The organism is Prevotella jejuni, from assembly GCF_900187995.1.
Classification (GTDB): Bacteria; Bacteroidota; Bacteroidia; order Bacteroidales; family Bacteroidaceae; genus Prevotella; species Prevotella jejuni.
The window spans coordinates 1-26,268 of record NZ_FZNZ01000022.1 but is presented as its reverse complement, the minus strand read 5'-3'; the positions used below and the strand labels follow the sequence as shown (position 1 = coordinate 26,268).

Annotated in this window: 20 protein-coding genes, 3 tRNA genes and 1 other RNA gene; 17 read left to right on the top strand and 7 right to left on the bottom strand. The window is 40.8% G+C overall.

The window, feature by feature from the left end; all coding sequences use genetic code 11:
* Positions 1 to 86 precede the first annotated feature (86 nt).
* From lon to CHB62_RS09265, 10 genes are all read left to right on the top strand, one after another.
* Entirely contained in the window at positions 87 to 2,552 is a 2,466-nt protein-coding gene (gene lon / locus CHB62_RS09310) for an endopeptidase La (RefSeq protein WP_089366618.1), read from the top strand.
* Positions 2,552 to 3,679, top strand: a complete 1,128-nt coding sequence (tgt, locus tag CHB62_RS09305; protein ID WP_089366617.1) for a tRNA guanosine(34) transglycosylase Tgt — start codon at positions 2,552 to 2,554, stop codon at positions 3,677 to 3,679. The genes lon and tgt overlap by 1 nt, the downstream gene beginning before the upstream one ends.
* A gap of 11 nt (positions 3,680 to 3,690) precedes the next feature.
* A complete protein-coding gene (locus CHB62_RS09300) occupies positions 3,691 to 4,908 on the top strand; it encodes an LptF/LptG family permease (RefSeq protein WP_089366616.1) in 1,218 nt (405 codons plus the stop codon).
* Positions 4,909 to 4,968: 60 nt separating this feature from the next.
* A complete protein-coding gene (locus CHB62_RS09295; protein WP_089366615.1) occupies positions 4,969 to 6,690 on the top strand; it encodes a DEAD/DEAH box helicase in 1,722 nt (573 codons plus the stop codon).
* A 1,323-nt stretch (positions 6,691 to 8,013) separates the two neighbouring features.
* On the top strand, positions 8,014 to 9,348 hold the full coding sequence (locus CHB62_RS09290) for an NADP-specific glutamate dehydrogenase (RefSeq protein ID WP_009011934.1): 1,335 nt from the start codon (positions 8,014 to 8,016) through the stop codon (positions 9,346 to 9,348).
* Positions 9,349 to 9,676: 328 nt separating this feature from the next.
* On the top strand, positions 9,677 to 11,425 hold the full coding sequence (locus CHB62_RS09285; RefSeq protein WP_089366614.1) for a bifunctional metallophosphatase/5'-nucleotidase: 1,749 nt from the start codon (positions 9,677 to 9,679) through the stop codon (positions 11,423 to 11,425).
* A gap of 97 nt (positions 11,426 to 11,522) precedes the next feature.
* A complete protein-coding gene (nudC, locus tag CHB62_RS09280) occupies positions 11,523 to 12,299 on the top strand; it encodes an NAD(+) diphosphatase (protein ID WP_089366613.1) in 777 nt (258 codons plus the stop codon).
* Between the two features lie 30 nt (positions 12,300 to 12,329).
* Positions 12,330 to 13,631 (top strand): NCS2 family permease, encoded by a 1,302-nt coding sequence (locus CHB62_RS09275; protein ID WP_036925343.1) that lies wholly within the window; start codon positions 12,330 to 12,332, stop codon positions 13,629 to 13,631.
* Positions 13,632 to 13,824: 193 nt separating this feature from the next.
* A tRNA-Val gene (locus CHB62_RS09270) sits at positions 13,825 to 13,902 on the top strand.
* Between the two features lie 4 nt (positions 13,903 to 13,906).
* Positions 13,907 to 13,988 (top strand) — tRNA-Tyr (locus tag CHB62_RS09265).
* Positions 13,989 to 15,249: 1,261 nt separating this feature from the next.
* On the opposite strand, the gene CHB62_RS14895 is transcribed toward CHB62_RS09265, so the two are convergent.
* The 5 genes from CHB62_RS14895 to rnpB all read right to left on the bottom strand — a co-directional run bounded on the left by CHB62_RS14895 (position 15,250) and on the right by rnpB (position 17,063).
* Positions 15,250 to 15,320: transfer RNA gene (locus CHB62_RS14895), tRNA-Cys, on the bottom strand.
* 194 nt (positions 15,321 to 15,514) lie between these two features.
* A complete protein-coding gene (locus tag CHB62_RS09260) occupies positions 15,515 to 15,700 on the bottom strand; it encodes a FeoB-associated Cys-rich membrane protein (protein ID WP_089366612.1) in 186 nt (61 codons plus the stop codon).
* Between the two features lie 21 nt (positions 15,701 to 15,721).
* Positions 15,722 to 16,129, bottom strand: coding sequence for a YkvA family protein (locus tag CHB62_RS09255; protein WP_089366611.1), 408 nt, complete (start codon positions 16,127 to 16,129; stop codon positions 15,722 to 15,724).
* Positions 16,130 to 16,155: 26 nt separating this feature from the next.
* Positions 16,156 to 16,584, bottom strand: a complete 429-nt coding sequence (locus CHB62_RS09250; RefSeq protein ID WP_089366610.1) for a hypothetical protein — start codon at positions 16,582 to 16,584, stop codon at positions 16,156 to 16,158.
* A 94-nt stretch (positions 16,585 to 16,678) separates the two neighbouring features.
* Positions 16,679 to 17,063: RNase P RNA component class A (gene rnpB / locus CHB62_RS09245), an RNA gene on the bottom strand.
* An 830-nt stretch (positions 17,064 to 17,893) separates the two neighbouring features.
* Between rnpB and CHB62_RS09240 the strand changes: the two genes are divergently transcribed.
* The 6 genes from CHB62_RS09240 (at position 17,894) to CHB62_RS09215 (ending at position 22,919) form a co-directional block, all read left to right on the top strand.
* Positions 17,894 to 19,360, top strand: a complete 1,467-nt coding sequence (locus tag CHB62_RS09240; protein WP_089366609.1) for a Do family serine endopeptidase — start codon at positions 17,894 to 17,896, stop codon at positions 19,358 to 19,360.
* Between the two features lie 282 nt (positions 19,361 to 19,642).
* Entirely contained in the window at positions 19,643 to 20,506 is an 864-nt protein-coding gene (locus CHB62_RS09235) for a sigma-70 family RNA polymerase sigma factor (RefSeq protein ID WP_089366608.1), read from the top strand.
* Between the two features lie 30 nt (positions 20,507 to 20,536).
* On the top strand, positions 20,537 to 21,037 hold the full coding sequence (locus CHB62_RS09230; RefSeq protein WP_089366607.1) for a hypothetical protein: 501 nt from the start codon (positions 20,537 to 20,539) through the stop codon (positions 21,035 to 21,037).
* The gene (locus CHB62_RS09225) at positions 21,024 to 21,911 is read left to right on the top strand and encodes a hypothetical protein (protein ID WP_089366606.1); all 888 of its coding nucleotides are present in this window, start codon (positions 21,024 to 21,026) and stop codon (positions 21,909 to 21,911) included. The genes CHB62_RS09230 and CHB62_RS09225 overlap by 14 nt, the downstream gene beginning before the upstream one ends.
* 75 nt (positions 21,912 to 21,986) lie before the next feature.
* Positions 21,987 to 22,472 carry a S24/S26 family peptidase gene (locus tag CHB62_RS09220; RefSeq protein ID WP_089366605.1) on the top strand — a complete coding sequence of 162 codons (486 nt, stop codon included), beginning with the start codon at positions 21,987 to 21,989 and terminating at the stop codon, positions 22,470 to 22,472.
* Positions 22,473 to 22,514: 42 nt separating this feature from the next.
* On the top strand, positions 22,515 to 22,919 hold the full coding sequence (locus CHB62_RS09215; protein WP_089366604.1) for a PqqD family protein: 405 nt from the start codon (positions 22,515 to 22,517) through the stop codon (positions 22,917 to 22,919).
* 112 nt (positions 22,920 to 23,031) lie between these two features.
* Here the strand turns inward: CHB62_RS09215 and groL are convergent, their stop codons facing one another.
* The gene (gene groL, locus CHB62_RS09210; protein ID WP_089366603.1) at positions 23,032 to 24,657 is read right to left on the bottom strand and encodes a chaperonin GroEL; all 1,626 of its coding nucleotides are present in this window, start codon (positions 24,655 to 24,657) and stop codon (positions 23,032 to 23,034) included.
* A 103-nt stretch (positions 24,658 to 24,760) separates the two neighbouring features.
* Positions 24,761 to 25,030, bottom strand: coding sequence for a co-chaperone GroES (locus CHB62_RS09205; protein WP_009011918.1), 270 nt, complete (start codon positions 25,028 to 25,030; stop codon positions 24,761 to 24,763).
* Positions 25,031 to 25,249: 219 nt separating this feature from the next.
* Between CHB62_RS09205 and CHB62_RS09200 the strand changes: the two genes are divergently transcribed.
* On the top strand, positions 25,250 to 25,957 hold the full coding sequence (locus tag CHB62_RS09200) for a DNA alkylation repair protein (protein WP_089366642.1): 708 nt from the start codon (positions 25,250 to 25,252) through the stop codon (positions 25,955 to 25,957).
* The last annotated feature ends 311 nt before the right edge of the window (positions 25,958 to 26,268 follow it).

The window sequence follows — 26,268 nt, the reverse complement described above, 5'->3', positions numbered from 1 at the left end:
AGAGCCAATTAAAGCACAATTATTCTTTCAGTCTTTCGGTTTTATTTTGTACCTTTGCAAGCTAAAAGTAGGTATAAAAGAACTTTATGAAACAAAATAGCTCTATTCAAATGATTACTGATTACGAGGGTGATATGCCAAAGTTAGACATACAGGTCGACGGCGAGATACCCGTTTTCGTAACCCGTAACCTCGTTATGTTCCCTGGGATTCTCTCCCCTATCCTCGTTGGAAGGAAGCCAACATTAGAACTTGTTAGACACTTGGAAGAGAATCCAAACACAATCATAGCGATTGTCAGTCAGAAAGATAGCAACATTAACGAGCCTCAAGAGGACGACATCTATACGACAGGTATCTATGCACGCTTCGTTCGTGCCTTTGATATGCCTGGTAATTACGAAGGTAATAACCGCACAGTGATATTGCAAGGTCTTGGCAAGTGTAAGATAAAGAAGATTACAACAACAACACCTTACATGAAGGGATACACTGTGGCTATACCAGAAGAGGCTGAGCCTGAAAAGGACAAAGAGTTTTCTACAGCAGTAGAAGACATGAAGGTGGTCGTAAAGGAATATATCCATGGTAGTGACGACATTCCAGACGATTCACAATTCGCACTTGACAACATTAATAATCCTGTCATTGCAGTGAATTATATTTGCTCAACAATGCCATTCCCTGTGACTGACAAGATTCAAATGTTGGAAGAAAACTCTATCAAGGATCGCTTATTCTCATTGATGAAGGTGCTAAATCGTGAAATACAATTCCAGCATCTTCGCCAAGACATACGCTCTAAGACACGTGAAGATCTCGATGAGCAGCAGCGCGAATACTTCCTGCATCAGCAGATTAAGAATATTAAGGAGGAGTTAGGGGATGGCGATTCTGCACCTGACAAGAAGGAGTTGCTTGAGAAGGCAAAGAACAAAAAGTGGCCAGAAGAGGTTGCTAAAGTTTTCCAAAAGGAATTAGACAAACTCGAAACATTAAATCCACAAAGTCCTGACTATAGTGTACAAGTAAACTACTTGCGCACAATGGTTAGTCTGCCTTGGGATGAATATACCAAAGACGACCTTGATTTGAAGCGTGCGAAACGTATTCTTGACAAAGATCACTATGGCATGGACAAGGTGAAGGAACGTATCCTTGAATACATTGCCGTCCTTCAGTTGCGTGGCAATCTAAAGTCACCAATCCTCTGTCTTTACGGTCCTCCGGGTGTTGGTAAGACCAGTTTGGGCAAGAGTATAGCCGAAGCTATGAAACGTAAGTATGTTCGTGTGTCATTAGGTGGCCTCCATGATGAGTCAGAAATCCGAGGACATCGTAAGACTTACATTGGTGCTATGCCTGGACGTATCATCAAGAATATTCAAAAGGCAGGCTCATCAAATCCTGTTTTCATTCTTGACGAGATTGACAAAGTTACTCAGAACACTGTTAACGGCGACCCTTCATCAGCCTTATTGGAGGTTCTCGACCCTGAGCAGAACAATGCTTTCCACGATAATTACTTGGATATGGACTACGATTTATCAAAGGTCTTATTCATTGCAACGGCCAATGACATCAATACAATCCCACGTCCACTACTCGATCGTATGGAACTTATCGAGGTTTCAGGCTATATCACGGAAGAAAAGGTAGAGATAGCAAAGCGCCACCTCGTACCAAAAGAACTCGAAAACACAGGTTTAGACCAGTTAGAAGAGAAGCCAAAGTTTGCCAAGGCAACGCTGGAGAAGATTATCGAAAGCTATACTCGCGAAAGTGGTGTGCGTCAACTTGAGAAGCAAATCAACAAAGCTATGCGCAAGTTGGCTTTCAAGCAGGCAATGGACAAGCAACTTCCTTATACGAAGATTACACCAGATAAGTTGGAAGATCTATTAGGTAAGCCACCTTTCACACGTGATATCTACCAGGGCAACAAATATGCTGGTGTGGTAACAGGTCTTGCATGGACCAGTGTTGGCGGTGAGATTCTCTTTATTGAAACCTCACTTTCTAAGGGTAAAGCGGGTAAGTTAACCCTGACTGGTAACCTTGGTGATGTCATGAAAGAGTCTGCTGTCATTGCATTGGAGTATGTCAAGGCACATATCAGCGCATTGAACGTTGATTATCGCATCTTTGAACAGTGGAATATCCATATCCACGTACCAGAAGGAGCAACTCCGAAGGATGGTCCTTCAGCTGGTATCACCATTGCAACAAGTATTGCTTCAGCACTCACACAGCGCAAGGTGCGTAAGAACACAGCTATGACGGGTGAGATAACCCTACGTGGTAAGGTTCTTCCAGTGGGTGGTATCAAGGAGAAGATACTTGCTGCTAAACGTGCAGGAATTACTGATATCGTGATGTGTTCAGAGAATAAGAAGGATGTTGAGGAGATTCCTGAGGTTTATCGTAAGGGACTTCAATTCCACTTTGTTGAGAACATTCAGCAGGTATGGGACTTTGCTTTGACCGATGAAAAGGTAGAACGCCCTGTAGACTTTACGATTGTTGAAGAAAAGAAGGAGGAAACAAAATAATGACATTTGAGCTTCAGCATACAGATAATGCCAGTGATGCCCGCACAGGTATCATCACAACCGACCACGGACAGATAAAGACTCCTATCTTTATGCCTGTTGGTACCGTCGGTTCTGTTAAGGGTGTACACTTTGAGGAGTTGCGAAAACAAGTTAAGGCACAGATTATCTTAGGTAATACCTATCACCTTTACCTGCGTCCAGGACTTGATATCATCAAGGCTGCAGGTGGTCTGCATGGTTTCAATGGTTGGGATCGTCCAATCCTGACAGACTCTGGTGGCTTCCAAGTTTTCTCATTGACAGGTATTCGCAAACTGTCAGAAGAGGGCTGTGAGTTCAGAAGTCACATCGATGGTTCTAAGCATATCTTCACACCAGAGAACGTGATGGACACCGAACGAATCATTGGTGCCGATATCATGATGGCTTTCGACGAGTGCCCTCCAGGGCAGAGTGACTACCAATATGCCAAGAAGAGTTTGCAACTAACGCAACGTTGGCTTGACAGATGTATTAAACGTTTCAACGAGACGGAGCCGCTCTACGGTCATAACCAGAGTCTCTTCCCTATCGTTCAAGGCTGTACTTACAAGGACTTACGCCGTGAAGCGGCGAAGTTTGTGGCTGATAAGGGTGCAGATGGTAATGCTATCGGTGGCTTGGCAGTTGGTGAACCAACAGAGGTAATGTATGAGATGATTGAAGTTGTCAATGAGATTCTTCCAAAGGACAAGCCTCGTTACCTGATGGGAGTTGGTACACCACAGAACATTCTTGAAGCTATTGAACGCGGTGTGGATATGTTTGATTGTGTTATGCCTACCCGTAACGGCCGTAATGCAATGCTCTTCACCTACAATGGTACGATGAACATGAAGAATAAGAAGTGGGAAAATGATTTCTCACCGATTGATCCTGATGGCTGTGATATTGATATTATCACAAGTAAAGCCTATCTCCATCATCTCTTCAAGGCAGGAGAATTGCTCGCAATGCAGATTGCCAGCATCCATAACCTTGCATTCTATCTCCGTCTCGTAACGGATGCACGTACACATATTGAGCAAGGTGACTTCGTACAGTGGAAAGCTTCTGTCATTGAACAGTTAGGAAGAAGAATTTAAGAAGAAACCAAATGAGTAAGGTTAAAGAGATTGTTGATAAAGTTAAGAAACTGATTAATCATTTCGGGCAACGTGTTATTGCACGCTTTCCTGTCTTGAAGAAGGTAGGACATCTACTTCAGATGCTCTCCCCTTCTCGTTATATTGGTATTCTGGACTGGTATATCATTAAGAAATTCATAGGTACATACATCTATGCTATCTTATTGATTATCTCCATTGCTATTGTGTTCGACTTCAACGAGAACCTCTCTAAGTTCACGCAATATCATGCTCCATGGCGAGCAATCATCTTTGATTACTACGCCAACTTCGTCCCTTACTATTCCAATCTCTTCTCTCCACTATTCGTATTCATTGCAGTTATCTTCTTTACTTCTAAACTGGCAGGTAACTCTGAGATTATTTCAATGATGGCAGCTGGCGTTTCCATCAGACGACTGATGCGTCCCTACATGATATCATGTGTGCTCATCGCAGGCTTAACATTCTATCTTAACAGCTTTGTGATACCTCATGGGACTGTTATTCGCCAAAACTTTGAGTCTCTCTATCGTAATTCTAAAAAGAACACATCGGCAGAGAACGTACAACTGTTTGTTGCAAAGAATACTACCGCTTATATTCAGCATTACGACGACCAGTATAAACGGGGCTATGGGTTCTCACTTGTAAAGACTAAAAACAAGAAGATTGTTAGCCACATGACTGCAATGGAGATTCAGTATGATACCGTTGCTGACACAAAGTATCATTGGAAGGTTAGCAATTGGAAGATACGTACACTGAAAGGACTAAAGGAGCATATCCAAAGCGGAGCCTCAAAGGACACCGTTCTACTCATGGAACCGACCGACCTTGTCTATTCTAAAGGTCAACAGGAGACCTTTACCTCCCCAGAACTACTAAACTATATCTCCAAGCAGACCAGCCGTGGTTCTGGTAATGTGGTACAGTATGAAGTTGAGTTCCACAAGCGAATAGCAATGTCGTTCTCCTCCTTCATCCTAACTATCATCGGTCTCTCCCTCTCTTCACGTAAGAGGAAAGGTGGAATGGGACTCTATCTTGGAATCGGTTTGGCTTTGAGTTTCGGCTATATCATGCTCCAAACCGTTTCAGCAACCTTTGCTATTAAGGATGACACACCGCCTATATTGGCAGCGTGGATACCAAATATTATCTTTGCTATCATCGCCTACTTCTGCTATAGGCATGCACCAAGTTAATAAGGCGGACAAAACAAAAGTAAAAACTACCCTCATTGAAGAAGGGCAAAACAGTAGAATATGTATTTTGAAGATTTAGATTTAAACGATAACGTACTTGACGCACTATATGACATGCGTTTTGATGAATGTACTCCAGTTCAGGAGAAGTGCATTCCCGAGATATTAAGAGGACACGACGTATTGGGTGTTGCCCAGACTGGAACAGGTAAAACAGCGGCTTACCTACTCCCAGTTCTCTCTAAACTGGCTGATGGTGGCTACCCTGAGTCAGCAATTAATTGTGTCATCATGTCGCCTACACGCGAGTTAGCACAGCAGATTGATCAAGGTATGCAGGGCTTTGCCTACTATCTTAATGGTGTATCTTGTGTTGCTGTCTATGGCGGTAATGATGGTAATAGATACGACCAGGAGTTGAAGAGTCTCGCATTGGGAGCAGACGTAGTGATTGCTACACCGGGCCGTTTCATCTCTCATATCTCTCTTGGAAATGTAGACTTATCTAAGGTGAGCTTCTTCATCCTGGACGAAGCTGACCGCATGCTCGACATGGGTTTTGCGGATGACATTATGACTATTGCTAAGAAATTACCTGCTACATGTCAGACAATTATGTTCTCTGCTACCATGCCTAAGAAGATAGAAGAACTTGCTAAGACACTGCTAAAGAATCCTGTTGAGATTAAACTCGCTGTTAGTAAACCTGCAGAGAAGATTCAGCAGACAGCTTACGTATGCTATGAGACACAGAAGATGGGTATCATTAAGGATATCTTCAAGGCTGGCGATCTCAAGCGTGTCATTATCTTCTCGGGTTCAAAACAGAAGGTAAAGCAGATTGCAGGATCGCTTAATCGTATGCACATCAACTGTGGTGAGATGCATTCCGACCTCGATCAAGAACAGCGCAATGACGTTATGTTTAAGTTCAAGAGCGGACAAATAGATGTACTGGTTGCTACAGACATCGTTGCACGTGGTATTGATATCGATGACATAGCAATGGTCATCAACTATGATGTACCTCATGATGCAGAGGATTACGTACACCGCATCGGTCGTACAGCACGTGCTGACCGTGACGGAAAGGCGATTACCTTTGTGAACGAAGATGATATCTATTTCTTCCAACAGATTGAATCATTCTTAGAGAAGGAGATTGAGAAGGGACAACTACCAGCTGACCTTGGTGAAGGACCAGAATATAAGAGCAACGGAAAGCCTAAAAAGGGTGGCAATAGTGCCAAGAACCGCCGCCGTAAGGACCGCGACCATCAGAGTCACAAGGACAAGAAACAGGGAAACAACAAGCAGCGCAACAGACGTCCTGCACCACAAACACAGAACAACGTTGACGAGAACAACGCGAACCAACAGGAGCGTAAGGCTGGTAACAAACAGAATAATAAAACTCAAAAGCAGCAAGATAACAAGCCTGCAGCAACTGAGGGTAAACCAGTAAACAAGAAGAAAAACCGTCAGAATAAGGGTAAGCAGCAGGAGCGTCAGCCAAAAGCTGAGAACGAGAAGCGCAATGACAGAAAACCTGCTAATAATAAAGGCAATGCTGAAAACACTACCAATCAGCAGAATAAGAAGCCTAACAATAAGCGTAAGAAACGTAACAACCGCCAGCGTACACCAGAAGACAAGTCTGTAAGAAGGAGTACGAAATATGATATTCGTGAGGATTTACCATCAACATCCAACAAAGAATCAGGCTTGAAGGCGCTTATTAAAAAGCCTCTGAAGTGGCTTCGTGGACTTGGTAAGAAGTAAAACAAGTGTGCTTACACATTATTATATAATGCCCATAACCCAAGAACAAGGGTTATGGGCATTGTTTTATTCCCACCTGCCCATTAATGAATGATACGCATAACAGCACCTTTTTTAGCCTCATCAACATCTTCTATGGGGGTAACTCTGTAATCAAACTCCTCATTGCAAGGAAGGGAAAGGAAGAAAAACCACCTTCTCCTACTTACAAGAAAACTATCACTCGACGCTTCTAAGCGCCCTATGTATTCGTAAAAAATCACTACATTGCATCAAACTGAACTCTCTCTAAGTAGAAGTATATTATCTCTTAAATACGACTTTGTAACATACAACAAATCAAGATATTACATATAACCTCAAAGAAGATGCTTCTCTTGACCATAGAAAGGCGTCTTCAACACGCAAGAAGGGCATGTTCTTAAACATTGAAGAGCGTCTTCTTAAACTATGACGAGCATATATTAGACATGAGAGGAGCGAAAATAGTTGACAGAAAGGTCGAGAAACCTCCTTCCCCAGCCCCGCTCAAAAAGAAAAGGATGCGCCTAACGATATAAAGTTCACTATGATTATATGGGTCATTAAATGATTTTCATAACAAAGATATAGACTTAAAGACATGCCAAAATCAGTAGATGAAAAGTGAGTTTATAGTTATTGATGGGAGTGAGCACTTGGAGGAGGCTGCGTTCCTCGGCTGACATGAACAGAGTATATACCCATACACTAACAAAATAGAAATATATTTTAGGTGCAAGGTAATTTATGTGACTAAAGAGCAAAGAATTATATCGAAAATAAAACAGAGCTTTTTCGTATAAAATAAATTTCCTGTCATTACTGTCATCACCTTGTTGTATGTAACTAATTAGCTTACAATATTTTATACGAAATGTTAAATATGACAGCAAACTTAAATAAAAAAAAGTTCAGTATAATATGGTATTTGATTTACATATATATGTTGTAAAATTGAAGAGCAATCTGACCTTCGGAATGAACGGTAAGAAAAGGGAGTATCCACACATCCAATCTGTTGCGAAAAGGATTTCTGTTTGTCTATTAAATCAATGAAAGAATACAAACAACAAGGGATTTGTTGACACGTAACGACACTGAAAAACAGAGAAAAAAGAGATTTAATGGCGTTACAAAAAGATACTTTATAATAGAAACTAAGGATAACTAATTAACACTGTAATCAAATATTTAACGACAAAATGACAAGTAATTTAACAAAAAATATTACCTTTGCAAGGTAAACAAGCGTAAATATATGAAATAAAACATTTCAGGGTATAATAATAAAAACAACTATTTATGAAAGCAACAGAAGTCGTAGAGAGATTAAAACAGCGTTTTCCAAATGAGCCAGAGTATATTCAGGCTGTTTCACAGGTATTAGATACGATCGAAGATGAATATAATAAACATCCAGGTTTTGAGCAAGCCAATCTTATCGAGCGACTCTGTGTGCCAGACAGAATCATAAAGTTTCGTGTAAACTGGGTTGATGACAGGGGAAATGTACAAACTAATATGGGTTTTCGTGTACAGCATAACAACACTATTGGACCTTACAAAGGTGGATTACGTTTCCATGCATCGGTTAATGAGTCCATCTTGAAATTCCTTGCCTTTGAACAGACATTCAAGAACTCACTGACAACACTCCCTATGGGTGGCGCTAAGGGTGGTTCAGACTTTTCTCCTCGAGGTAAGTCAAATGCAGAGGTAATGCGTTTCTGCCAGGCTTTCATGAGAGAATTGTGGAATTACATTGGTCCAGACTGTGACGTTCCAGCCGGTGACATCGGTGTTGGTGGACGCGAAGTTGGCTATATGTTTGGACAATATAAGAAACTGACTAATCAGTTCGTTGGTATCCTTACGGGTAAAGGTCAGGAGTTCGGTGGTTCCCTTATCCGTCCTGAAGCAACAGGATATGGTAATGTATACTTCTTGCAGAACATGCTCAAGACTCGTAATATTGACCTTAAAGGTAAGACTGTCCTCGTCTCTGGTTCGGGTAATGTAGCACAATACACAATAGAAAAGCTTTTAGAATTAGGTGCAAAACCTTTGACTTGTTCTGACTCTGATGGCTATATCTACGACCCAGATGGTATTGACGAGGAAAAACTCGCTTATATCATGGAACTCAAGAACATTGAACGTGGGCGTATTCGTGAGTATGCTGAGAAGTATAATGTGAAGTATGTCCCAGGAGGAAGACCTTGGTCTGAGAAAGCTGACATCGCAACTCCATGTGCGACACAGAATGAAATCAACGGAGAAGCAGCTGCTGAACTCGTAAAGAATGGTGTTATCGCTGTGACAGAAGGTGCAAACATGCCTTCTACACCAGAGGCTGTAAGGGTCTTCCAAGAAGCAAAAGTGCTTTATTGCCCAGGTAAAGCAAGTAATGCCGGCGGTGTAGCTGTATCAGGACTTGAGATGAGTCAGAACTCAGGACGACTGAAATGGAGTCGTGAAGAGGTTGACCAAAAACTCCATCAGATTATGGATGATATCCACGCAAACTGTGTCAAGTATGGTACAGAAGCCGATGGATATATCAACTATGTAAAGGGTGCTAACGTTGCAGGCTTTATCAAGGTTGCTAAGGCAATGATGGCGCAAGGCGTTATTTAGGTTTTCTACGCTTATCAAACGCAACTAAAAAACAGGAGCACACAGCTTTAACCATAGAGAAGGTTCATAGTATTTATTCAAAATGATATAAGATAGAATACTTAAAAGGACGTTCAAAGGGTTTAGCCTGTGTGCTTCTGACATATTTCGTACTATCACCAGCATAATTCTTATACGACACAAAAGATTATTAAACAATTCCCTGTTGACCTTGAAAACACCCCTACTCAACTCCCCCAAGCTACAAACATACTTTGAAACATAACAAGACAAGTTCGTTTATTTCCGTAGAATTTAGTACTTTTGTAGCTGAATTAAAATTAAGATTATGAAACTTTCAACAATATTACTTTCCATCATGTTAGGACTCAGTTCTTCAACTATGGCACAACAGAAGGATGTTACCATCAAACTTATCGAAACAACTGACGTGCATGGTTCTTTCTTTCCATACGACTTCATCACTCGAAAGCCTAAGAGCGGTTCAATGGCAAGAGTCTATACATTAGTAGAAGAACTGCGTAAGAAGGATGGAAAAGACAATGTCTATTTATTGGATAATGGTGATATCCTACAAGGTCAGCCTATCTCCTACTATTATAATTACGTTGCACCAGAGAAGACTAACATCGCAGCAAGCGTACTTAACTATATGGGATATGACGTAGCAACGGTAGGAAACCACGATATTGAAACAGGACACATGGTTTATGACAAATGGTTTAAGGAGTTGAAGTTCCCTATCCTTGGTGCAAATATTATCGACACAAAGACTAATAAGCCTTATATCTTACCTTATTATACTATCAAGAAAAAGAATGGTATTAAGGTTTGTGTTATCGGTATGCTCACCCCTGCTATACCTAACTGGTTGAAAGAGAGCATTTGGAGTGGTCTACGTTTTGAAGAAATGGTCTCTTGTGCCAAGCGAACAATGGCAGAAGTGAAGACGAAAGAAAAGCCAGACGTTATTGTTGGTTTATTCCATTCTGGTTGGGATGGTGGTATCAAGACACCTGAATACGATGAAGATGCTTCGAAGAAAGTAGCAAAGGAAGTGCCTGGTTTTGATATTGTTTTCTTCGGTCATGACCATACCCCACATAGTTCTATTGAAAAGAATATTGTTGGTAAAGACGTAATCTGTCTTGACCCTGCTAACAATGCACAACGTGTAGCGATAGCAACATTAACCCTTAGACCTAAGACAGTCAAAGGTAAGCGTCAATATACCGTAACAAAAGCTACGGGTGAATTGGTTGATGTAAAGGAACTCAAAGCTGATGATGCTTTCATTCAACACTTCCAACCAGAGATTGATGCCGTAAAAGCATGGAGCGATCAGGTAATTGGAAGATTTGAAAATACTATCTATACAAAAGATAGTTACTTCGGCAACTCTGCTTTCAACGACCTTATCCTCAACTTGGAGTTGGAGATTACTAAGGCAGATATTGCTTTCAATGCACCTTTATTATTCAACGCATCTATCAAGGCTGGTCCTATCACTGTTGCTGATATGTTCAATCTTTATAAGTATGAGAACAACCTCTGCACCATGCGTTTGACTGGTAAAGAGATTCGTAAGCATCTTGAAATGAGTTATGATTTGTGGTGTAACACGATGAAGAGCCCTGAAGATCATCTACTTTTGCTCTCAAATACACAGAATGATGCACAACGTCTTGGCTTCAAGAACTTCTCATTCAACTTTGATTCAGCAGCTGGCATTGATTATGAAGTCGATGTTACAAAACCTGATGGACAAAAGGTACGTATACTTCGCATGAGTAATGGAGAACCATTTGATGAGAATAAGTGGTACACAGTAGCAGTTAATAGCTATCGTGCTAATGGTGGTGGCGAGTTATTAACCAAGGGTGCTGGTATTCCACGTGACTCTTTGAAGAGTCGAATCATTTGGGAAAGTCCAAAAGACCAACGCCATTATTTAATGGAAGAGATAAAGAAAGCTGGTGTGATGAATCCACAGCCAAACCATAACTGGAAGTTTATTCCAGAGACATGGACCGTTCCTGCTGCTGCACGTGACCGTAAACTTCTTTTTGGCGAATAAACAAATAAGAAGGGAAAGTAACCAAAGAGCAATAAACATAATGATAGTTTAGAGTTTAAGGTTAATAGAATTAGGCAAAAGATTAATACTGAGGCCAATGAAAAAATACTGGTTTGTTTTCTGTAAGACAGATATCATGCTTGAGAAAGTGGGTAAAGACTATACCATTCCACTTTCTGAAGAAGCTCCAGTAACACTACATCCTTGGACACATGTGCTGAATGTCACTCCTATGGAGGATGGTACAGAAGTGAAGGCGGTCATGATAGACCAACCAATTACAGACAATCCTCTGTATGAGATGTGTGGCTTACGTCCATCTTTCTACCACCTTTCCAAGGAACTTTATCTTAAGGCTGGCAAGTGTCATGAACTACTTTACTGGGATAATAACACTAAGTTCTGTGGCGTTTGTGGTGCACCAATGAAGATGCACACTGATATATCAAAGCGTTGTACGAATTGTGGAAAAGAAGTATGGCCACAATTGGCAACAGCAGTCATCGTTCTTGTACACCGAGGCAACGAAGTCCTTTTGGTACATGCTCGTAACTTCAAGACCGATTTCTATGGACTTGTAGCGGGGTTTGTTGAGACTGGTGAAACACTCGAAGAGGCTGTACATCGTGAGGTAAAAGAAGAAACAGGAATCAAGATAAAGAACATCCGTTATTTTGGTTCACAACCTTGGCCCTATCCTTGTGGTCTGATGGTAGGTTTTAATGCCGATTATGACGGTGGGGACATTCATCTACAACAAAGCGAACTATCAAAAGGAGCCTGGTTTACTAAAGACAATCTACCAACCATTCCTGAGCCTTTATCAATAGCACGAATGATTCTTGATGATTGGATAAATAAAACATCAATATAAACTAAAGAGTATTTAAACCTTAAAACAATGATGACTTTCTTAGAAAAAGCCCTCGGATTTGATTCCAAATCTATGAAGCTCCGCACTGAGATTATTGCAGGAGCAACAACATTCTTAACTATGAGCTATATCTTAGCTGTCAATCCAAGTATTCTTGCAAGTACTGGTATGGACAAGGGAGCACTCTTCACTGGTACAGCACTGGCAGCAGCTATAGCTACATTGTTGTTAGCATTTATGGCAAAGCTTCCTTTTGCACAAGCTCCATCTATGGGTCTTAACGCCTTCTTTGCCTATACACTCTGCGTATCATTAAAGTTTACATGGCAGCAGTCGCTTGCTATCATGCTCATTGAGGGTATTCTCTTCGTCGTAATTACCTTCTTCAACGTGCGAGAGATGATTCTCAATGCTATCCCGACAAATTTACGCTATGCCATATCAGCTGGTATTGGTATGTTCATTGCTTTTATCGGTCTGAAGAATGCAAATATTATCGTTAATAACGATGCAACCCTCGTTGGCTTAGGAGCCTTCACACCTACCTGTATTCTTGGTATCATTGCTATCTTACTCAGTGGTGCGCTCATGGCAAGAAACGTCAAAGGCTCTTTGTTCTGGGGTATCATCATCACAACAATTATAGGTATACCAATGGGCGTAACAGTCTTTCCTAATGGATGGCTACCAGTTTCTGCACCACAGGACATAACTCCTATCTTCTGTAAGTTTGACTTTTCAGGTCTTCTGAATCTTAAGACTGTATTGGTAATATTCTCTCTACTCTTAATAAACATCTTTGACACTATCGGCACCCTGATGGGCTTAGCTGATAAAACAGGTATAGTTGAACCAAATGGCAACATCCCGCATGTAAAGGAAGCAATGATGAGTGATGCCATTGGTACAACTTGCGGTGCTATGTTGGGTAGTTCTACGCTAACTACATACGTTGAGAGCGCAAGCGGTATTGCAGAAGGTGGTCGATCTGGTGTAACAGCATTTACAGTAGGTATTTTCTTCATCGTATCACTCTTCCTCTCCCCTATCTTCTTACTCATCCCAAGTGCAGCAACAAGTGGAGCTTTGGTTATGGTAGGTGTACTGATGATTGACTCTGTAAAGAAAATCAATCTTCAGGATATTACAGAATCATTCCCAGCCTTCATCACAATGATTACAATGGTGCTTTGCTATTCTATCGCTGATGGTATTTGCTTAGGAATCATTGCATATGTATTCATGAAGACTTTTACACGTCAGTGGAAGGATCTGAACTGGACACTCGTTGTATTAGCAGTTCTCTTTATCCTGAACTTTGTGAGAAGCTAACAACGACTTTTAAATAAGCAACTCCCTATGAGTCATAAAGCTACTCATAGGGAGTTTTTATTTATATCACCATACCACACCTACTCTAAAAGAACATTTCTTTGTCATATAATAGAAAAAGAAGAAAAAACCATGATAAAGTTTGCACAATTAAAATAAAATGACTACTTTTGCAACCGCTTACGAAAAGTAAGGGCGTTTAGCTCAGCTGGTTTAGAGCATCTGCCTTACAAGCAGAGGGTCGGCGGTTCGAATCCGTCAACGCCCACCACCTTGGGTAGTTTCCAGAGTGGCCAAATGGGGCAGACTGTAAATCTGCTGCTTCTAGCTTCGGTGGTTCGAATCCATCACTACCCACAAAAGAGTTGTAATCATCTGATTACAACTCTTTTGCTTTATATATCTATTGAGATACTACCGACCTATACCCTACTCCACTATGATTAAGAGATAAGTATATAGAGGTAATCATGGACTTATAATCTTTAACTGGTAGCCTTGTAACCATTGAAATCATTCGTTATAGCACTACCCTTCAACTCGCCTTTGCCTCCTTTAGCTTTCTCCGTGATGATTTAAGAACAGCCTACCGAATGTCACGGGACAATATTATTTCTATGTGCAGTAAAATCTATGAATTTGCCCAATACAAATACGTAAAACAACCACACAATTATACCAATTATTTTTTATTTTAGTTTGCTGTCACATTTAACATTTCGTGTAACTACATATAAATTAATTAGTTATATACACTTAAAGGATGACAGATATGACAGCAAAGTTCGTTTTGATAAAATTACTTCAGAATAATCTCTTACCTTAAAGCACGATTATTCAACCCATATTCTTATCTGTACGACATAATTACAGCTAAGCCACTACCCCGAAGCAATCATTATACCGAGAATACAGCTTATTAGATTAAAACAATATATGGTCCAATGCACAAGGTTCTCAAGTCTGATAATATCGTCTTTCTTCGTGAATCTACACCTCTCACCCTTATCAGACAGGCTGCTAACACATTAATAAAACAACCCCAACCAAACAATATCTTTACCCCCTTAAGAGAGTTCTATGATTACTCCCCACTCTATTCGGAGAAGACGAAGGAATGAAATAACCTTTCTTCAAGGACTATTTGCATGTATTATTAAGCGTTACGTTGTGAGAAGAAGAACTTTCACTTCCCTCTATCAATACCATACATAAGACAACTCCACCAATTGTACCACTTTTAGGGATCACTAATTGTATCGTAAAAAATAATTACATAATTAGAGAGCAACATTCTCAAGTCCGAGGAATGAAATCTTCTACTAACGAGCTTATAACTCACAAGAAATCAATACATTACAAAGAGCATTAAAGAACATGCCCTTCTTGCTTCAAGAAGAGCGTCTTCAACATGCAAGAAGAGCATGTTCTCGAATATAGTTAGGCCTTTTCTATCAATCCAAAGAGCCTGTATTAGCCTTAATGGGGAGCAAAAATACTGACAAATAATCAAGGTTTTAAGAAGTGAAAGAATATAAAAGCTAAATGATACAAGCATTGACTACACTACAGTCAAATATCGACATAAAAAAAGACCCTCATTACTGAGAGTCTCTTGAGGTGCCTAGCGGAATCGAACCGCTCTACATGGTTTTGCAGACCATTGCCTAACCTCCCGGCCCAAGCACCATTCTATTACAAATCATAATTGCGATTTGCGAGTGCAAAGATAATCAATTAATTCGGTTCAACCAAACAATTTAGAGACTTTTTTCAATAAACATGATATCAACTCAATGTTATGAACAAACTCAACAAGTCTCTATAGCCTATCTTGTAAGAGATGGTATAAACAAAACTAATGACAAATATCTCTTCAGGAACTACTTGAAGCATACAGGCTTCTTGCGCCCTTTCCTTTTCTGCTTTGCTTTCAACTGGTCATGTATAGCACAGCCAGCACATCCATGACAAGGATCACTCGCCGCTCTAAACGTTTGCCACGTACGATAAGCCACATAGCCAATAGCCGACAAAATCACTATGGCTAAGACAACATACTGCCACATAAATCCTCCTTTCTACTCTTTTTATACTGGGTTGTCAGTAGAATCTTCTGTGAAGAGGTCCTCCGCAACGTTCATTTCGTCATCATCAAACCACTTTGACAGTTTATCCTGTGCCTGCTTCTTAATGTCATCATCGATAGAAGTCCACACTTTGTTCAGTGCATAAAGTAGGACAGTAAGGTCGTCGGTGAGTCCTGCTATAGGAATAGCATCTGGTACAATATCAAGCGGAGAGATAAGGTATCCCAACGCACCAATGATAATCGCCTTATCCTTCAATGACACTTTATCACTCTGCAATAAGTAATATAGTAGCAAAGCAACATATACCAACTTAGCACCTGCACGTTTTGCAATACGCTGAATCTTATCAAAGAACCCCTGCTGGGTGAACTTATCTTTATATTTCTGTAAATCAGGTAACTCCATACTTATCGTTAAAACATTAATTAAACCTACTCGAATGCCATCACACGGTCCACATAAGCCTTTGCTTCTGGGTAATCCAAGTTTGCACGTCGAATCTTACTACGTACCATCAACTTCATGAGGATTCTGTAAAGAAGGAAGAGAATGAGTCCTACACCAATCGCCGCCAACACATTCAATGCCCCTTTGAAAGGCAAAGAGTCATCACGAAAAGCCGATAAAATCAATATTGGCAGACACATTAGGAACCCTGCTATCGTATAGCGTGTACGCTCCGTTCCCTCGCTATCCAAAGCCGCTTGATAATCGAAGAGATAATTAGAAAGGTCCTCTTCGCTAAGCTCTGCTGGCAACTGAGGGAACCCATCTTCGTCTTTATGGTTTCGGATTTTATTTTCTACAGTGCGTTGAAAATCGTCCAACACAGTTACATATTTTTCTTCTAAATCTTTCATAAGATCTTAAAGTATTAATTTTAGTATTGTTACATTCCCTCTAATCTCTCCGTTATACCCACATGAGAGAAAAAGAACTTATATGAAAGAAAAATAAAACAGTGTTCCTATAAGCCGGGTTCTGTCTCTTCCTCATCTTTAGATAATAGGAAGATGCCTGTCATTTATCTATATTACAGGTCGCCCTGCAACTAAAGCATTCTACCCTCCGTTGTGCTTATAGCTTGGGCGGGCTACCCTCAAACAACGGTTTACATGAACTTGCAGCTCCTGAACGGCACAGCCAGACGATCACCCGCCTGCTGGTAGTCTCTTACACCACCTTCTCATCCTTACCATACGAGTGTATGGCGGTTATTTTCTTCTGCCTACATCTACTGTCACCAATAGCTTCTATTTTCGGAAGCAGGATGCCCTATGCTGCCCGGACTTTCCTCTCGCACCCATTACAGATGCCAGCGACAGAGCCGGAACACTGCCTTATCAGAGTGCAAAGATAGTAGAAATCATGGAAAAGGCAAAATATTTCAATGATTATCTATATTTATTACAAAGAATGGCATAATGGAATTGATTATACGTATCAGCTTATCATCGCTCTTCCTTGTCTCGTTTTGCATGCGCAAACCATGCTATACATGGGATAAAAGAAACTGAGTTTACATCTGATAATACCTTCTTTTACATACAACTTTTTACTTACGTGAATCGTCAACTATCGATAAATGATTTCTTCAAAACAAATTTTCCTGTCACATCTGTCAGCTACCAATGATAAATAAGTTTCTAACACACAGCAACTTACTTGATTTGTTAAATATGACAGCAAACTAATTTTAAAAATAATCTCACTATAATGTACCTAATAACCTTACTCATTTCAGTAGACTTTTATGCTTCTACTGTTCGAAGAGCGTAATACACATTGCTACAACAGATGCGTAAATTACAAGGAGAAGTTCTATCAGACACAAACAACTACTTTGCAAACTCATTAAACAGAGATGACAATAGAGACGACATTTCCATATACCTTTCTTTTTACAAAGCATCGTTATAGAGAGCAAAATGTTTGAAATAACAACAAAAAGGCACTCAAACTGAATGAATGTAAATTATTTCATGGCATTAACTAAGAACCGTTAAGACGCATTTGGGAAATGTTAAAATCGGATAAAGATAACTGACAAAATGTCGGTTTCTCACTTTTTGCATCTATATTTGCATCTCGAAAGATGTCAACAAGACATTTAGAAATAATGACTACTTGACACACAAAAAAGTAATTAACGTACAAATAATTAAGTATATGAAGAATTTATCAAAGTATTTGGTAGGTGCAGCATGTGTTACTGCCCTTGCTTTTTCTACAGGCGCATTCATCAAAGTTTATGCAGCTGAGGCACCCGTTGTAGCTCCTGGACAGCCAGTCGACTTGACATACGCTGCCGAGAAGGCTCTCCCCGCCGTTGTTCACATTAAGTATGTACAGAACTCTAAGACACAAACCGTTGACGTTCAAGACGACCCATTCGGTGGTTTCTTCGACCCATTTGGCTTCTTTGGAAATCCTAACCAAGGTAATGGCTCACGCCGTCAGCAGGTTCAGACCCCTAAGAAAGAGGCTACTGGTAGTGGTGTTATCATCTCTCCTGATGGTTATATCGTAACGAATAATCACGTTGTTGAGGGTGCTGACGAACTGACAGTCACACTGAATGACAACCGTGAGTTCTCTGCTCGCATCGTAGGAACTGACAAACAGACAGACCTTGCATTACTGAAGGTTAACGCAAAGAACCTCCCTACCCTCCCTATCGGTGACTCTGACAAATTGAAGGTAGGTGAATGGGTAATTGCTGTAGGTAACCCTTACAACCTCAATTCTACAGTTACTGCAGGTATTGTAAGTGCTAAGTCACGTGGCTTGGGTGCTACTCGCAATGGTATCGAGAGCTTTATCCAGACTGACGCAGCCATCAACCAAGGTAACTCTGGTGGTGCATTGGTTAACACTCAGGGCGAGTTGGTTGGTATCAATGCTATGCTCTACTCACAGACAGGTGCATACAGTGGTTACGGTTTTGCCATCCCAACATCAATAATGAATAAGGTTGTTGAGGATATTAAGAAGTATGGTAGCGTACAGCGTGTAATGCTCGGTATCCAAGGTGGCGACGTCTTGAATTATATCAATGCACAGAAAGAAGAGGGCAAGAGTGTTGACCTCGGTACAAACGAAGGTGTATATGTCAGCGAGGTATCAGATGATGGCAACGGCGCTGCCTTAGGTTTGGCTAAGGGCGATGTTATCACTAAGTTTGATGGACAGAAGGTAACACGTATGTCTGAGCTTCAGCAGGCACTCAACAGCAAGCGTCCTGGCGACAAGGCTACTGTAACCTATATCCGTCATAAGAAAGAGATTTCAAAGACTATCACACTGAAGAATGCACAAGGAACGACAAAGGTTATTGAACAAGCCGACATTGACGTTCTCGGTGGACAGTTCCGTCCTGTACAAGACAATCTTAAGAAACAGCTTAACATCAGCTATGGTCTTGAGGTATTGAAGGTTAATAGTGGTGCACTGAAGAATGCTGGCATCAATCGTGGGTTCATCATTCAGAATGTAAATGAGAACATGGTGAAGAGTATCGACGACTTGCAGAACATCGTTAAGAAAGCATCAACCAGCAAGGACCCTGTACTCTATGTACAAGGCATCTACCCAACTGGTAAGAAGGCATACTTCGCAATTCCGCTTGCTGACTAATAACAGATAACTTTCGACGAAGATGTCGATAAATGATAGGTCCCCCATCCTTGTGAGATAATCAAGAATGGGGGACTTTTTATGCTCTAACTGCTCAAGATAAAGGCATAAAAAGGCAAAAAGAAAACCTACCTAAACAAAGAAACAACAAAGATGTACAAACCATGAGGATAAAACTTACCATACAACATTAAACTTTCTTAGGTGAGTTTTTTACTTTTTTATTTGTTCAACTCATTGAATTTGTGTAAATTTGCCATCACTTTATATAATACTAAGCACATGAGACAGCTGAAAATCACAAAATCGATTACGAATCGAGAGAGCGCTTCTCTCGACAAGTATCTACAGGAGATCGGTCATGAAGAAATGATCAGTATTGAAGAAGAAGTTGAGCTTGCTCAAAAAATCCGAAATGGTGATCGAAAGGCTTTAGAACGTCTTACAAAGGCCAACCTGCGTTTCGTTGTCTCTGTTGCTAAGCAGTATCAAAACCAAGGTCTCTCACTGCCCGATCTCATCAATGAAGGGAATGTAGGACTCATTAAGGCAGCTGAGAAATTTGACGAGACCCGTGGGTTCAAGTTTATCTCATACGCTGTATGGTGGATAAGACAAAGTATCTTACAGGCAATAGCCGAACAAAGTCGTATCATTAGGCTACCACTAAATCAAGTTAGTTCCGTCAACAAAATCAATAAGATATTGACTCAGTTTGAACAAGAGAACGAGCGACGACCCAGTATTGATGAGATAGCACAGAACACAGACTTACCAGAAGACAAGATTGTTGATGCGATGAAGGTTAATTCCCGTCATGTATCGGTTGATGCGCCTTTCTATGATGATGAACAGAGCAGTCTGTTAGACGTTATCCCCAACGACAACACCCCTTCTACTGATAAGGAATTAGTTGAGGAGAGTTTACGTGACGAGATCGGAAGAGCTTTACAAATTCTCGAAGATAGAGAGAAGGTGGTTATTGAAGCTTATTTCGGTATAAACCAACGAGAAATGACCTTGGAAGAGATTGGCAGTAAGTATAATCTCACACGTGAACGTGTTAGACAAATAAAGGAGAAAGCAATACGACGCCTACGCCAGCAAACCAATAGTAAGATATTGAAGGCGTATTTGGGGCAATAACATAACATTATAATATATTTATAAATTAAGATGAAAGTACGTCAGGTATTAATCATAGCGGTAGTACTCCTACTGGGATGGGTAAATAGTAGTAATGCAAAAGGATATAAACCTGCAAAAGTCTATATGTTTGGCTTCGCAGCTTCTTTTAATGATTCAACGGTCTACATGACCAACGTACAGAAGATAGATGCTTACCTTGCCAACGACCGCACGAATTTCCTTGCTAATCGTGAAGACTACTCCTATCAGCTTCGTTATTACCTTCAGAGTACTGGTTTACAGAACTTTCCAACCTGCGTAACGATGTATGCAGAAAATGAAAGTAAGGCTATGAAGAAGTTCACAGCCTTAAAGAATAAATACGAAAAGGGTAAGAAGAAGTATGATGTTAAGTTGATTTCTGACTCTGAGTTCAGATATAAGGCTGTAACACCAGACAACTATACTCCAAACGAAACTCCTCAAGTGAATACGACACCTGCAGTTCAGTCAAAGGAAGCTCAAACACAAGAGAATGGAAATAAATAACTTTAGAATAGCTGACTTTGATATACAGATTATCTTCCGTGAGACGGGTGTCAATGGAATGCACTTACTAAGTTCTTTTGAGCCTTTTAGGATTAAGGAAGTATCGGAGGATGTTTTTTTCCGACTGACTGTTGACGATACGCTTCGTCCTATTCCAAAAGATAGAAGACAACGTATTCGTGCCTTTGATACAGGAAACGGTGATACTGTTGTCGACCGTGTTGATGATGGTAGTTATCAGTATATTATCAAAGACATTAATGGCGCTGACTGCTGTCTACTACAGAGCAATAAGGATTTCTCTGATTGCCGTTGTGCACTCAATGGTAATAAGAACATGCGTACATTTGGACTGAACAATGCCTTAATGCTTATCTTTGCTTTTGCTGGTGCACATAAGAAGACATTGTTGATTCATGCTTCCCTCGTTCGTAACAACAACTATGGATATGCTTTTATAGCTAAGAGCGGAACAGGTAAATCTACACAAGTCAGTATGTGGCTACGCTATATTCCTGGCAGCGACCTTATGAATGACGATAATCCCATTGTTAGAATTATTAATGGTGAGACGTGGATATATGGTAGTCCTTGGAGTGGAAAGACTCCATGCTATCGGAATGTCAAGGCACGCTTAGGTGCTATCACACGAATTGATCGTGCAAAGATAAACTCTGTAGAGAAACCTAATCCTATTGCGGCCTTTGCTTCACTCCTCCCCTCTTGTTCAAGTATGAAATGGGACTCTGACATCTATAATGGAGTTTGCGATACAATTACAAAGATAGTTGAAACAGGAAGGGTTTTCACATTGCACTGTTTACCAAACCAGGAAGCAGCAGAGGTCTGCTATCAAACGGTAACAAAAAGGTAAGGCTTACGTCAAAGAATGACTACCACTACTTTTATGCCCCAGCTTACTATCAAACAGTAACAATAGATAAGACTTATGTCAAAGACTGTACTAACTACTTCTGAGATTCAGTTTGCTAATGCAGAGTTTCTGCCAGAAGTTGTAAAGATATTAAATGAAGGCCATACGGTTACATTACGCCTTCGAGGCTATTCTATGCGTCCTTTCCTTGAGAACGATCGTGACAAAGCGTTATTGGTAAAACCTTCAAGTATCAAAGTTGGCGACCCTGTCTTGGCTGAAGTAAATCCTCTTCACTTTGTCTTACATCGCATTGATAGTATAGAAGGAGACAACGTGACTTTACGAGGCGACGGGAACCTTGGTGTCGAACATTGCAAAAAAGAAAATATCGTAGGTGCCGTCATCGGTTTCTATCGCAAAGGAAGAAAAGAAATGGACGCTACCGACGCATGGAAATGGAGGACATATAGCTATATATGGACCCGACTCCTACCGCTACGGAGATATATCTTAGGTGCATATAGACGAATATGGATTCCTATCTTCGGTACAATTTGACCGATATAAAACGAATGATAACAAAATAAATTATCAATAAGAATGAAAGTAAAAAATGGTTTCAACCTCCGTGAAGTATGCGGAGAGCATATCATCGTTGCTGAAGGAGACGAGAACATCGACTTTAGTAATATCATTTCAATGAACGAAAGTTCTGCATACCTGTGGGAAGAGGTGCAAAAGATGGGCACTTTTACAGTGGATAATCTCGTTGAACTCATCTGTAATCAATATGAAATCGATGAGGCTACAGCCCGTAAGGATGCCGTAGCACTTGCTGCACAATGGGGCACTGCTGGTATCATCGAGGGTGATGACATTCCTGAAGACCAGTCAACTAACGAAAAAGAACTTACTGCTGAAACGAAAGACGATATTAAAGAAGATGTACTTAAGCAAGAGAGTAAACCTAAGAAGAAAGGTCTCTTCAAGCGTCTTTTTGGATAAAAAAGATTGAGGAATATAGGATTAAGAACGTAATAAGACCGTTCGCTTTCAGATAGAGCATAAAAAAAGAGGGTGTCACCACCCTCTTTTTATTTAATATCTAAAACTTACATTACATCATACCGCCCATTCCAGGAGCTGCTGGCATTGCTGGAGTGTCCTCAACCTTGTCTACAATAAGACATTCAGTTGTCAAGAACATACCTGCGATTGAAGCTGCATTCTCAAGAGCAACACGAGAAACCTTAGCTGGGTCAATAACACCTGCAGCACGAAGATCCTCGTAAACGTCCTTGCGAGCATTGTAACCATAGTCACCCTTACCCTCACGAACATTGTTTACTACTACAGCACCTTCGCCTCCTGCATTAGCGATAATCTGACGGAGAGGCTCCTCAATAGCACGACAAACGATGTTGATACCTGTCTGCTCGTCAGCATTCTCACCCTTAAGGTCCTTCAATGCCTCCTGAGCACGGATGTAAGTGGTACCACCACCAACAACTACACCCTCTTCCATTGCTGCACGAGTAGCACAAAGAGCATCGTCAACACGATCCTTCTTCTCCTTCATCTCTACCTCAGAGTTAGCACCAACATAGAGAACAGCAACACCACCAGAGAGCTTAGCCAAGCGCTCCTGCAATTTCTCCTTATCGTATGAGCTTGTTGAAGTCGCAATTTCGTTCTTAATTTGAGCCACACGATCCTTGATAGCTTCCTTCTCACCAGCACCATCAACGATAGTTGTGTTGTCCTTAGAGACTGTTACTCTCTTGGCTGTACCCAACATCTCAAGAGTTGCCTTATCAAGTGAAAGGCCCTTCTCCTCGCTGATTACTACACCACCTGTCAACACAGCGATATCCTCAAGCATTGCTTTACGACGGTCGCCGAAGCCTGGAGCCTTAACAGCACAAATCTTCAAACCTGCACGAAGACGGTTTACTACCAATGTTGTCAATGCCTCTGAGTCAACATCCTCTGCAATTACCAACAATGGACGACCACTCTCTGCAGCTGGCTGGAGAATTGGAAGGAAGTCCTTAACGTTTGAAATCTTCTTATCGTAGATGAGGATGTATGGGTTCTCCATATCACACTCCATCTTGTCTGTATCTGTTACGAAGTAACCAGAGAGGTAACCACGATCGAACTGCATACCCTCAACAACGCCGATGCTTGTCTCACGGGTCTTGCTCTCTTCGATAGTGATAACACCATCCTTAGACACCTTACGCATTGCATCTGCAAGCAACTTACCAATTTCTGGGTCGTTGTTAGCACTTACAGTAGCTACCTGCTCTATCTTGTCATAGTTGTCACCAACGACCTCTGCTGTTGCCTTGATATGGTCAACCACCTTAGCAACGGCCTTATCAATACCACGTTTGAGGTCCATTGGGTTTGCACCTGCTGTAACGTTCTTCAATCCTTCAGTAACGATTGCCTGGGTAAGGATAGTTGCTGTTGTTGTACCGTCACCTGCATCGTCACCAGTCTTACTTGCTACACTCTTAACAAGCTGCGCACCTGCATTCTCAAAGTTATCCTCAAGCTCTACCTCCTTAGCCACGGTAACACCGTCCTTAGTAATCTGTGGAGCACCAAACTTCTTACCGATAACAACATTACGACCCTTAGGACCGAGTGTTACCTTCACTGCATTTGCCAACTGATCAACACCACTCTTCAAGAGTTCACGTGCGTCTGAATTGAATTTTATCTCTTTTGCCATTTTGTTTATTCCTTATTATTATTGTTTAGTTATGCTTTGCTTATCGTTCACCTTAATATATATAAGGTAAGAGTATTACATTCTTTAATAAGCAAAGGCTATTTTATTCAACAACTGCTAATACATCACTCTGACGCATCATCAGATATTTCTCTCCTTCATTCTCAAGCTCTGTACCAGCATACTTACCATAGAGTACCTCGTCGCCAACTTTGAGAACCATCTCTTCATCCTTAGTACCATTACCAACAGCTACAACCTTACCACGCTGTGGTTTCTCCTTGGCTGTGTCTGGAATTATAATACCACCAACTTTCTCTTCTGCCTGTGCTGGGAGTACAAGCACTCTGTCTGCTAAAGGTTTAATTGTCATAATCGTATATTTTAAGATTTTGTTTATCATTACTCTACGACTCCTAAAAATCGTTTCGCCTTACTTTATACGAAAAGTATGCCAAAAGGACGTACTGACATCTTCACGAATTTTATCTGACAACCTGTCAGTTTTCCTTGTCATGTTTACTAAAAAATAAAATAAAGTTTTATCTTTGCAATAGAAAAAGAATATGGTAAGAACTATCAAAGATTTATGATGGAAAAGATTACTAAGATTATTACAAGCAAACTTCAAGCGCTGTCCGACGATGAGAAACGAGAGATTTTCCCGAGGTTCTTTAAGGCTGGCAAAGGAGAATATGGAGAAGGCGACCGTTTCTTAGGTGTTACCGTACCCAATATCAGAGCTATTGCCAAGTTACACAAAGACATATCCATAGAGGAGATACGGGAGCTGATACAGTCAGAATGGCATGAAGTGCGCCTTTGTGCCTTAATCATAATGGTAGAGAAAAGTAAGAAAAAAGACGAAGCTTTACGCAAAGAGCTATTCAATCTTTACCTTTCTCAAACCGATAGAATTAACAACTGGGACCTTGTTGATCTATCTTGCCGCTTCATTGTAGGAGAATACCTACTCGACAAATCACGTGACATTCTCTATCAATTAGCTCACAGTCCACTACTATGGGACAATCGTATCGCTATCGTATCGACATACGCCTTCATTCGTAAAGGACAATTAGAAGACACATACGCACTAAGCGACCTGATGATGCACCACCCACACGACCTAATGCACAAAGCTATTGGCTGGATGCTTCGTGAGGCTGGGAAGCGTGATGCTAATCGTCTTTATAATTATGTAATGAGCCATCGAGCAGACATGCCCCGCACCATGTTGCGTTATGCGATTGAGAAGTTCTCACCCGCAGAGCGTTCTATACTTATGAAACGTGGCTGACCCTCTTTTCTCTTTCGCCCACCTTCAAAACTTTATTCCAATGCGTGTCAAAGACTGAGGGACATAAAAAGACGAATTATCGTCTTAAGTTAAAGGTGAAAAGGCGAAGAGGTAAAAGGACTTTACCCTCATAATTAAAGCCTTCTGCAAAGATGTTTGCTATTATATCAAAGTAATACGTAACGCAAGGAAAGATAAATGTTTTCATGTTTTTTAGCTAATTTCTTGTTTGTTTCATATATTCTCACTACCTTTGCGGCCAGTTAAAATAAAATTAACTCGTAATAACGATGAGAGTCATAAAGAATATT

What these genes read in the sequence shown, in the direction of transcription:
- lon (WP_089366618.1), top strand. Translation starts at nt 87, where the DNA reads ATGAAACAAAATAGCTCTATTCAAATGATTACTGATTACGAGGGTGAT.
- tgt (WP_089366617.1), top strand. Translation starts at nt 2,552, where the DNA reads ATGACATTTGAGCTTCAGCATACAGATAATGCCAGTGATGCCCGCACA.
- CHB62_RS09300 (WP_089366616.1), top strand. Translation starts at nt 3,691, where the DNA reads ATGAGTAAGGTTAAAGAGATTGTTGATAAAGTTAAGAAACTGATTAAT.
- CHB62_RS09295 (WP_089366615.1), top strand. Translation starts at nt 4,969, where the DNA reads ATGTATTTTGAAGATTTAGATTTAAACGATAACGTACTTGACGCACTA.
- CHB62_RS09290 (WP_009011934.1), top strand. Translation starts at nt 8,014, where the DNA reads ATGAAAGCAACAGAAGTCGTAGAGAGATTAAAACAGCGTTTTCCAAAT.
- CHB62_RS09285 (WP_089366614.1), top strand. Translation starts at nt 9,677, where the DNA reads ATGAAACTTTCAACAATATTACTTTCCATCATGTTAGGACTCAGTTCT.
- nudC (WP_089366613.1), top strand. Translation starts at nt 11,523, where the DNA reads ATGAAAAAATACTGGTTTGTTTTCTGTAAGACAGATATCATGCTTGAG.
- CHB62_RS09275 (WP_036925343.1), top strand. Translation starts at nt 12,330, where the DNA reads ATGACTTTCTTAGAAAAAGCCCTCGGATTTGATTCCAAATCTATGAAG.
- CHB62_RS09260 (WP_089366612.1), bottom strand. Translation starts at nt 15,700, where the DNA reads ATGTGGCAGTATGTTGTCTTAGCCATAGTGATTTTGTCGGCTATTGGC.
- CHB62_RS09255 (WP_089366611.1), bottom strand. Translation starts at nt 16,129, where the DNA reads ATGGAGTTACCTGATTTACAGAAATATAAAGATAAGTTCACCCAGCAG.
- CHB62_RS09250 (WP_089366610.1), bottom strand. Translation starts at nt 16,584, where the DNA reads ATGAAAGATTTAGAAGAAAAATATGTAACTGTGTTGGACGATTTTCAA.
- CHB62_RS09240 (WP_089366609.1), top strand. Translation starts at nt 17,894, where the DNA reads ATGAAGAATTTATCAAAGTATTTGGTAGGTGCAGCATGTGTTACTGCC.
- CHB62_RS09235 (WP_089366608.1), top strand. Translation starts at nt 19,643, where the DNA reads ATGAGACAGCTGAAAATCACAAAATCGATTACGAATCGAGAGAGCGCT.
- CHB62_RS09230 (WP_089366607.1), top strand. Translation starts at nt 20,537, where the DNA reads ATGAAAGTACGTCAGGTATTAATCATAGCGGTAGTACTCCTACTGGGA.
- CHB62_RS09225 (WP_089366606.1), top strand. Translation starts at nt 21,024, where the DNA reads ATGGAAATAAATAACTTTAGAATAGCTGACTTTGATATACAGATTATC.
- CHB62_RS09220 (WP_089366605.1), top strand. Translation starts at nt 21,987, where the DNA reads ATGTCAAAGACTGTACTAACTACTTCTGAGATTCAGTTTGCTAATGCA.
- CHB62_RS09215 (WP_089366604.1), top strand. Translation starts at nt 22,515, where the DNA reads ATGAAAGTAAAAAATGGTTTCAACCTCCGTGAAGTATGCGGAGAGCAT.
- groL (WP_089366603.1), bottom strand. Translation starts at nt 24,657, where the DNA reads ATGGCAAAAGAGATAAAATTCAATTCAGACGCACGTGAACTCTTGAAG.
- CHB62_RS09205 (WP_009011918.1), bottom strand. Translation starts at nt 25,030, where the DNA reads ATGACAATTAAACCTTTAGCAGACAGAGTGCTTGTACTCCCAGCACAG.
- CHB62_RS09200 (WP_089366642.1), top strand. Translation starts at nt 25,250, where the DNA reads ATGGAAAAGATTACTAAGATTATTACAAGCAAACTTCAAGCGCTGTCC.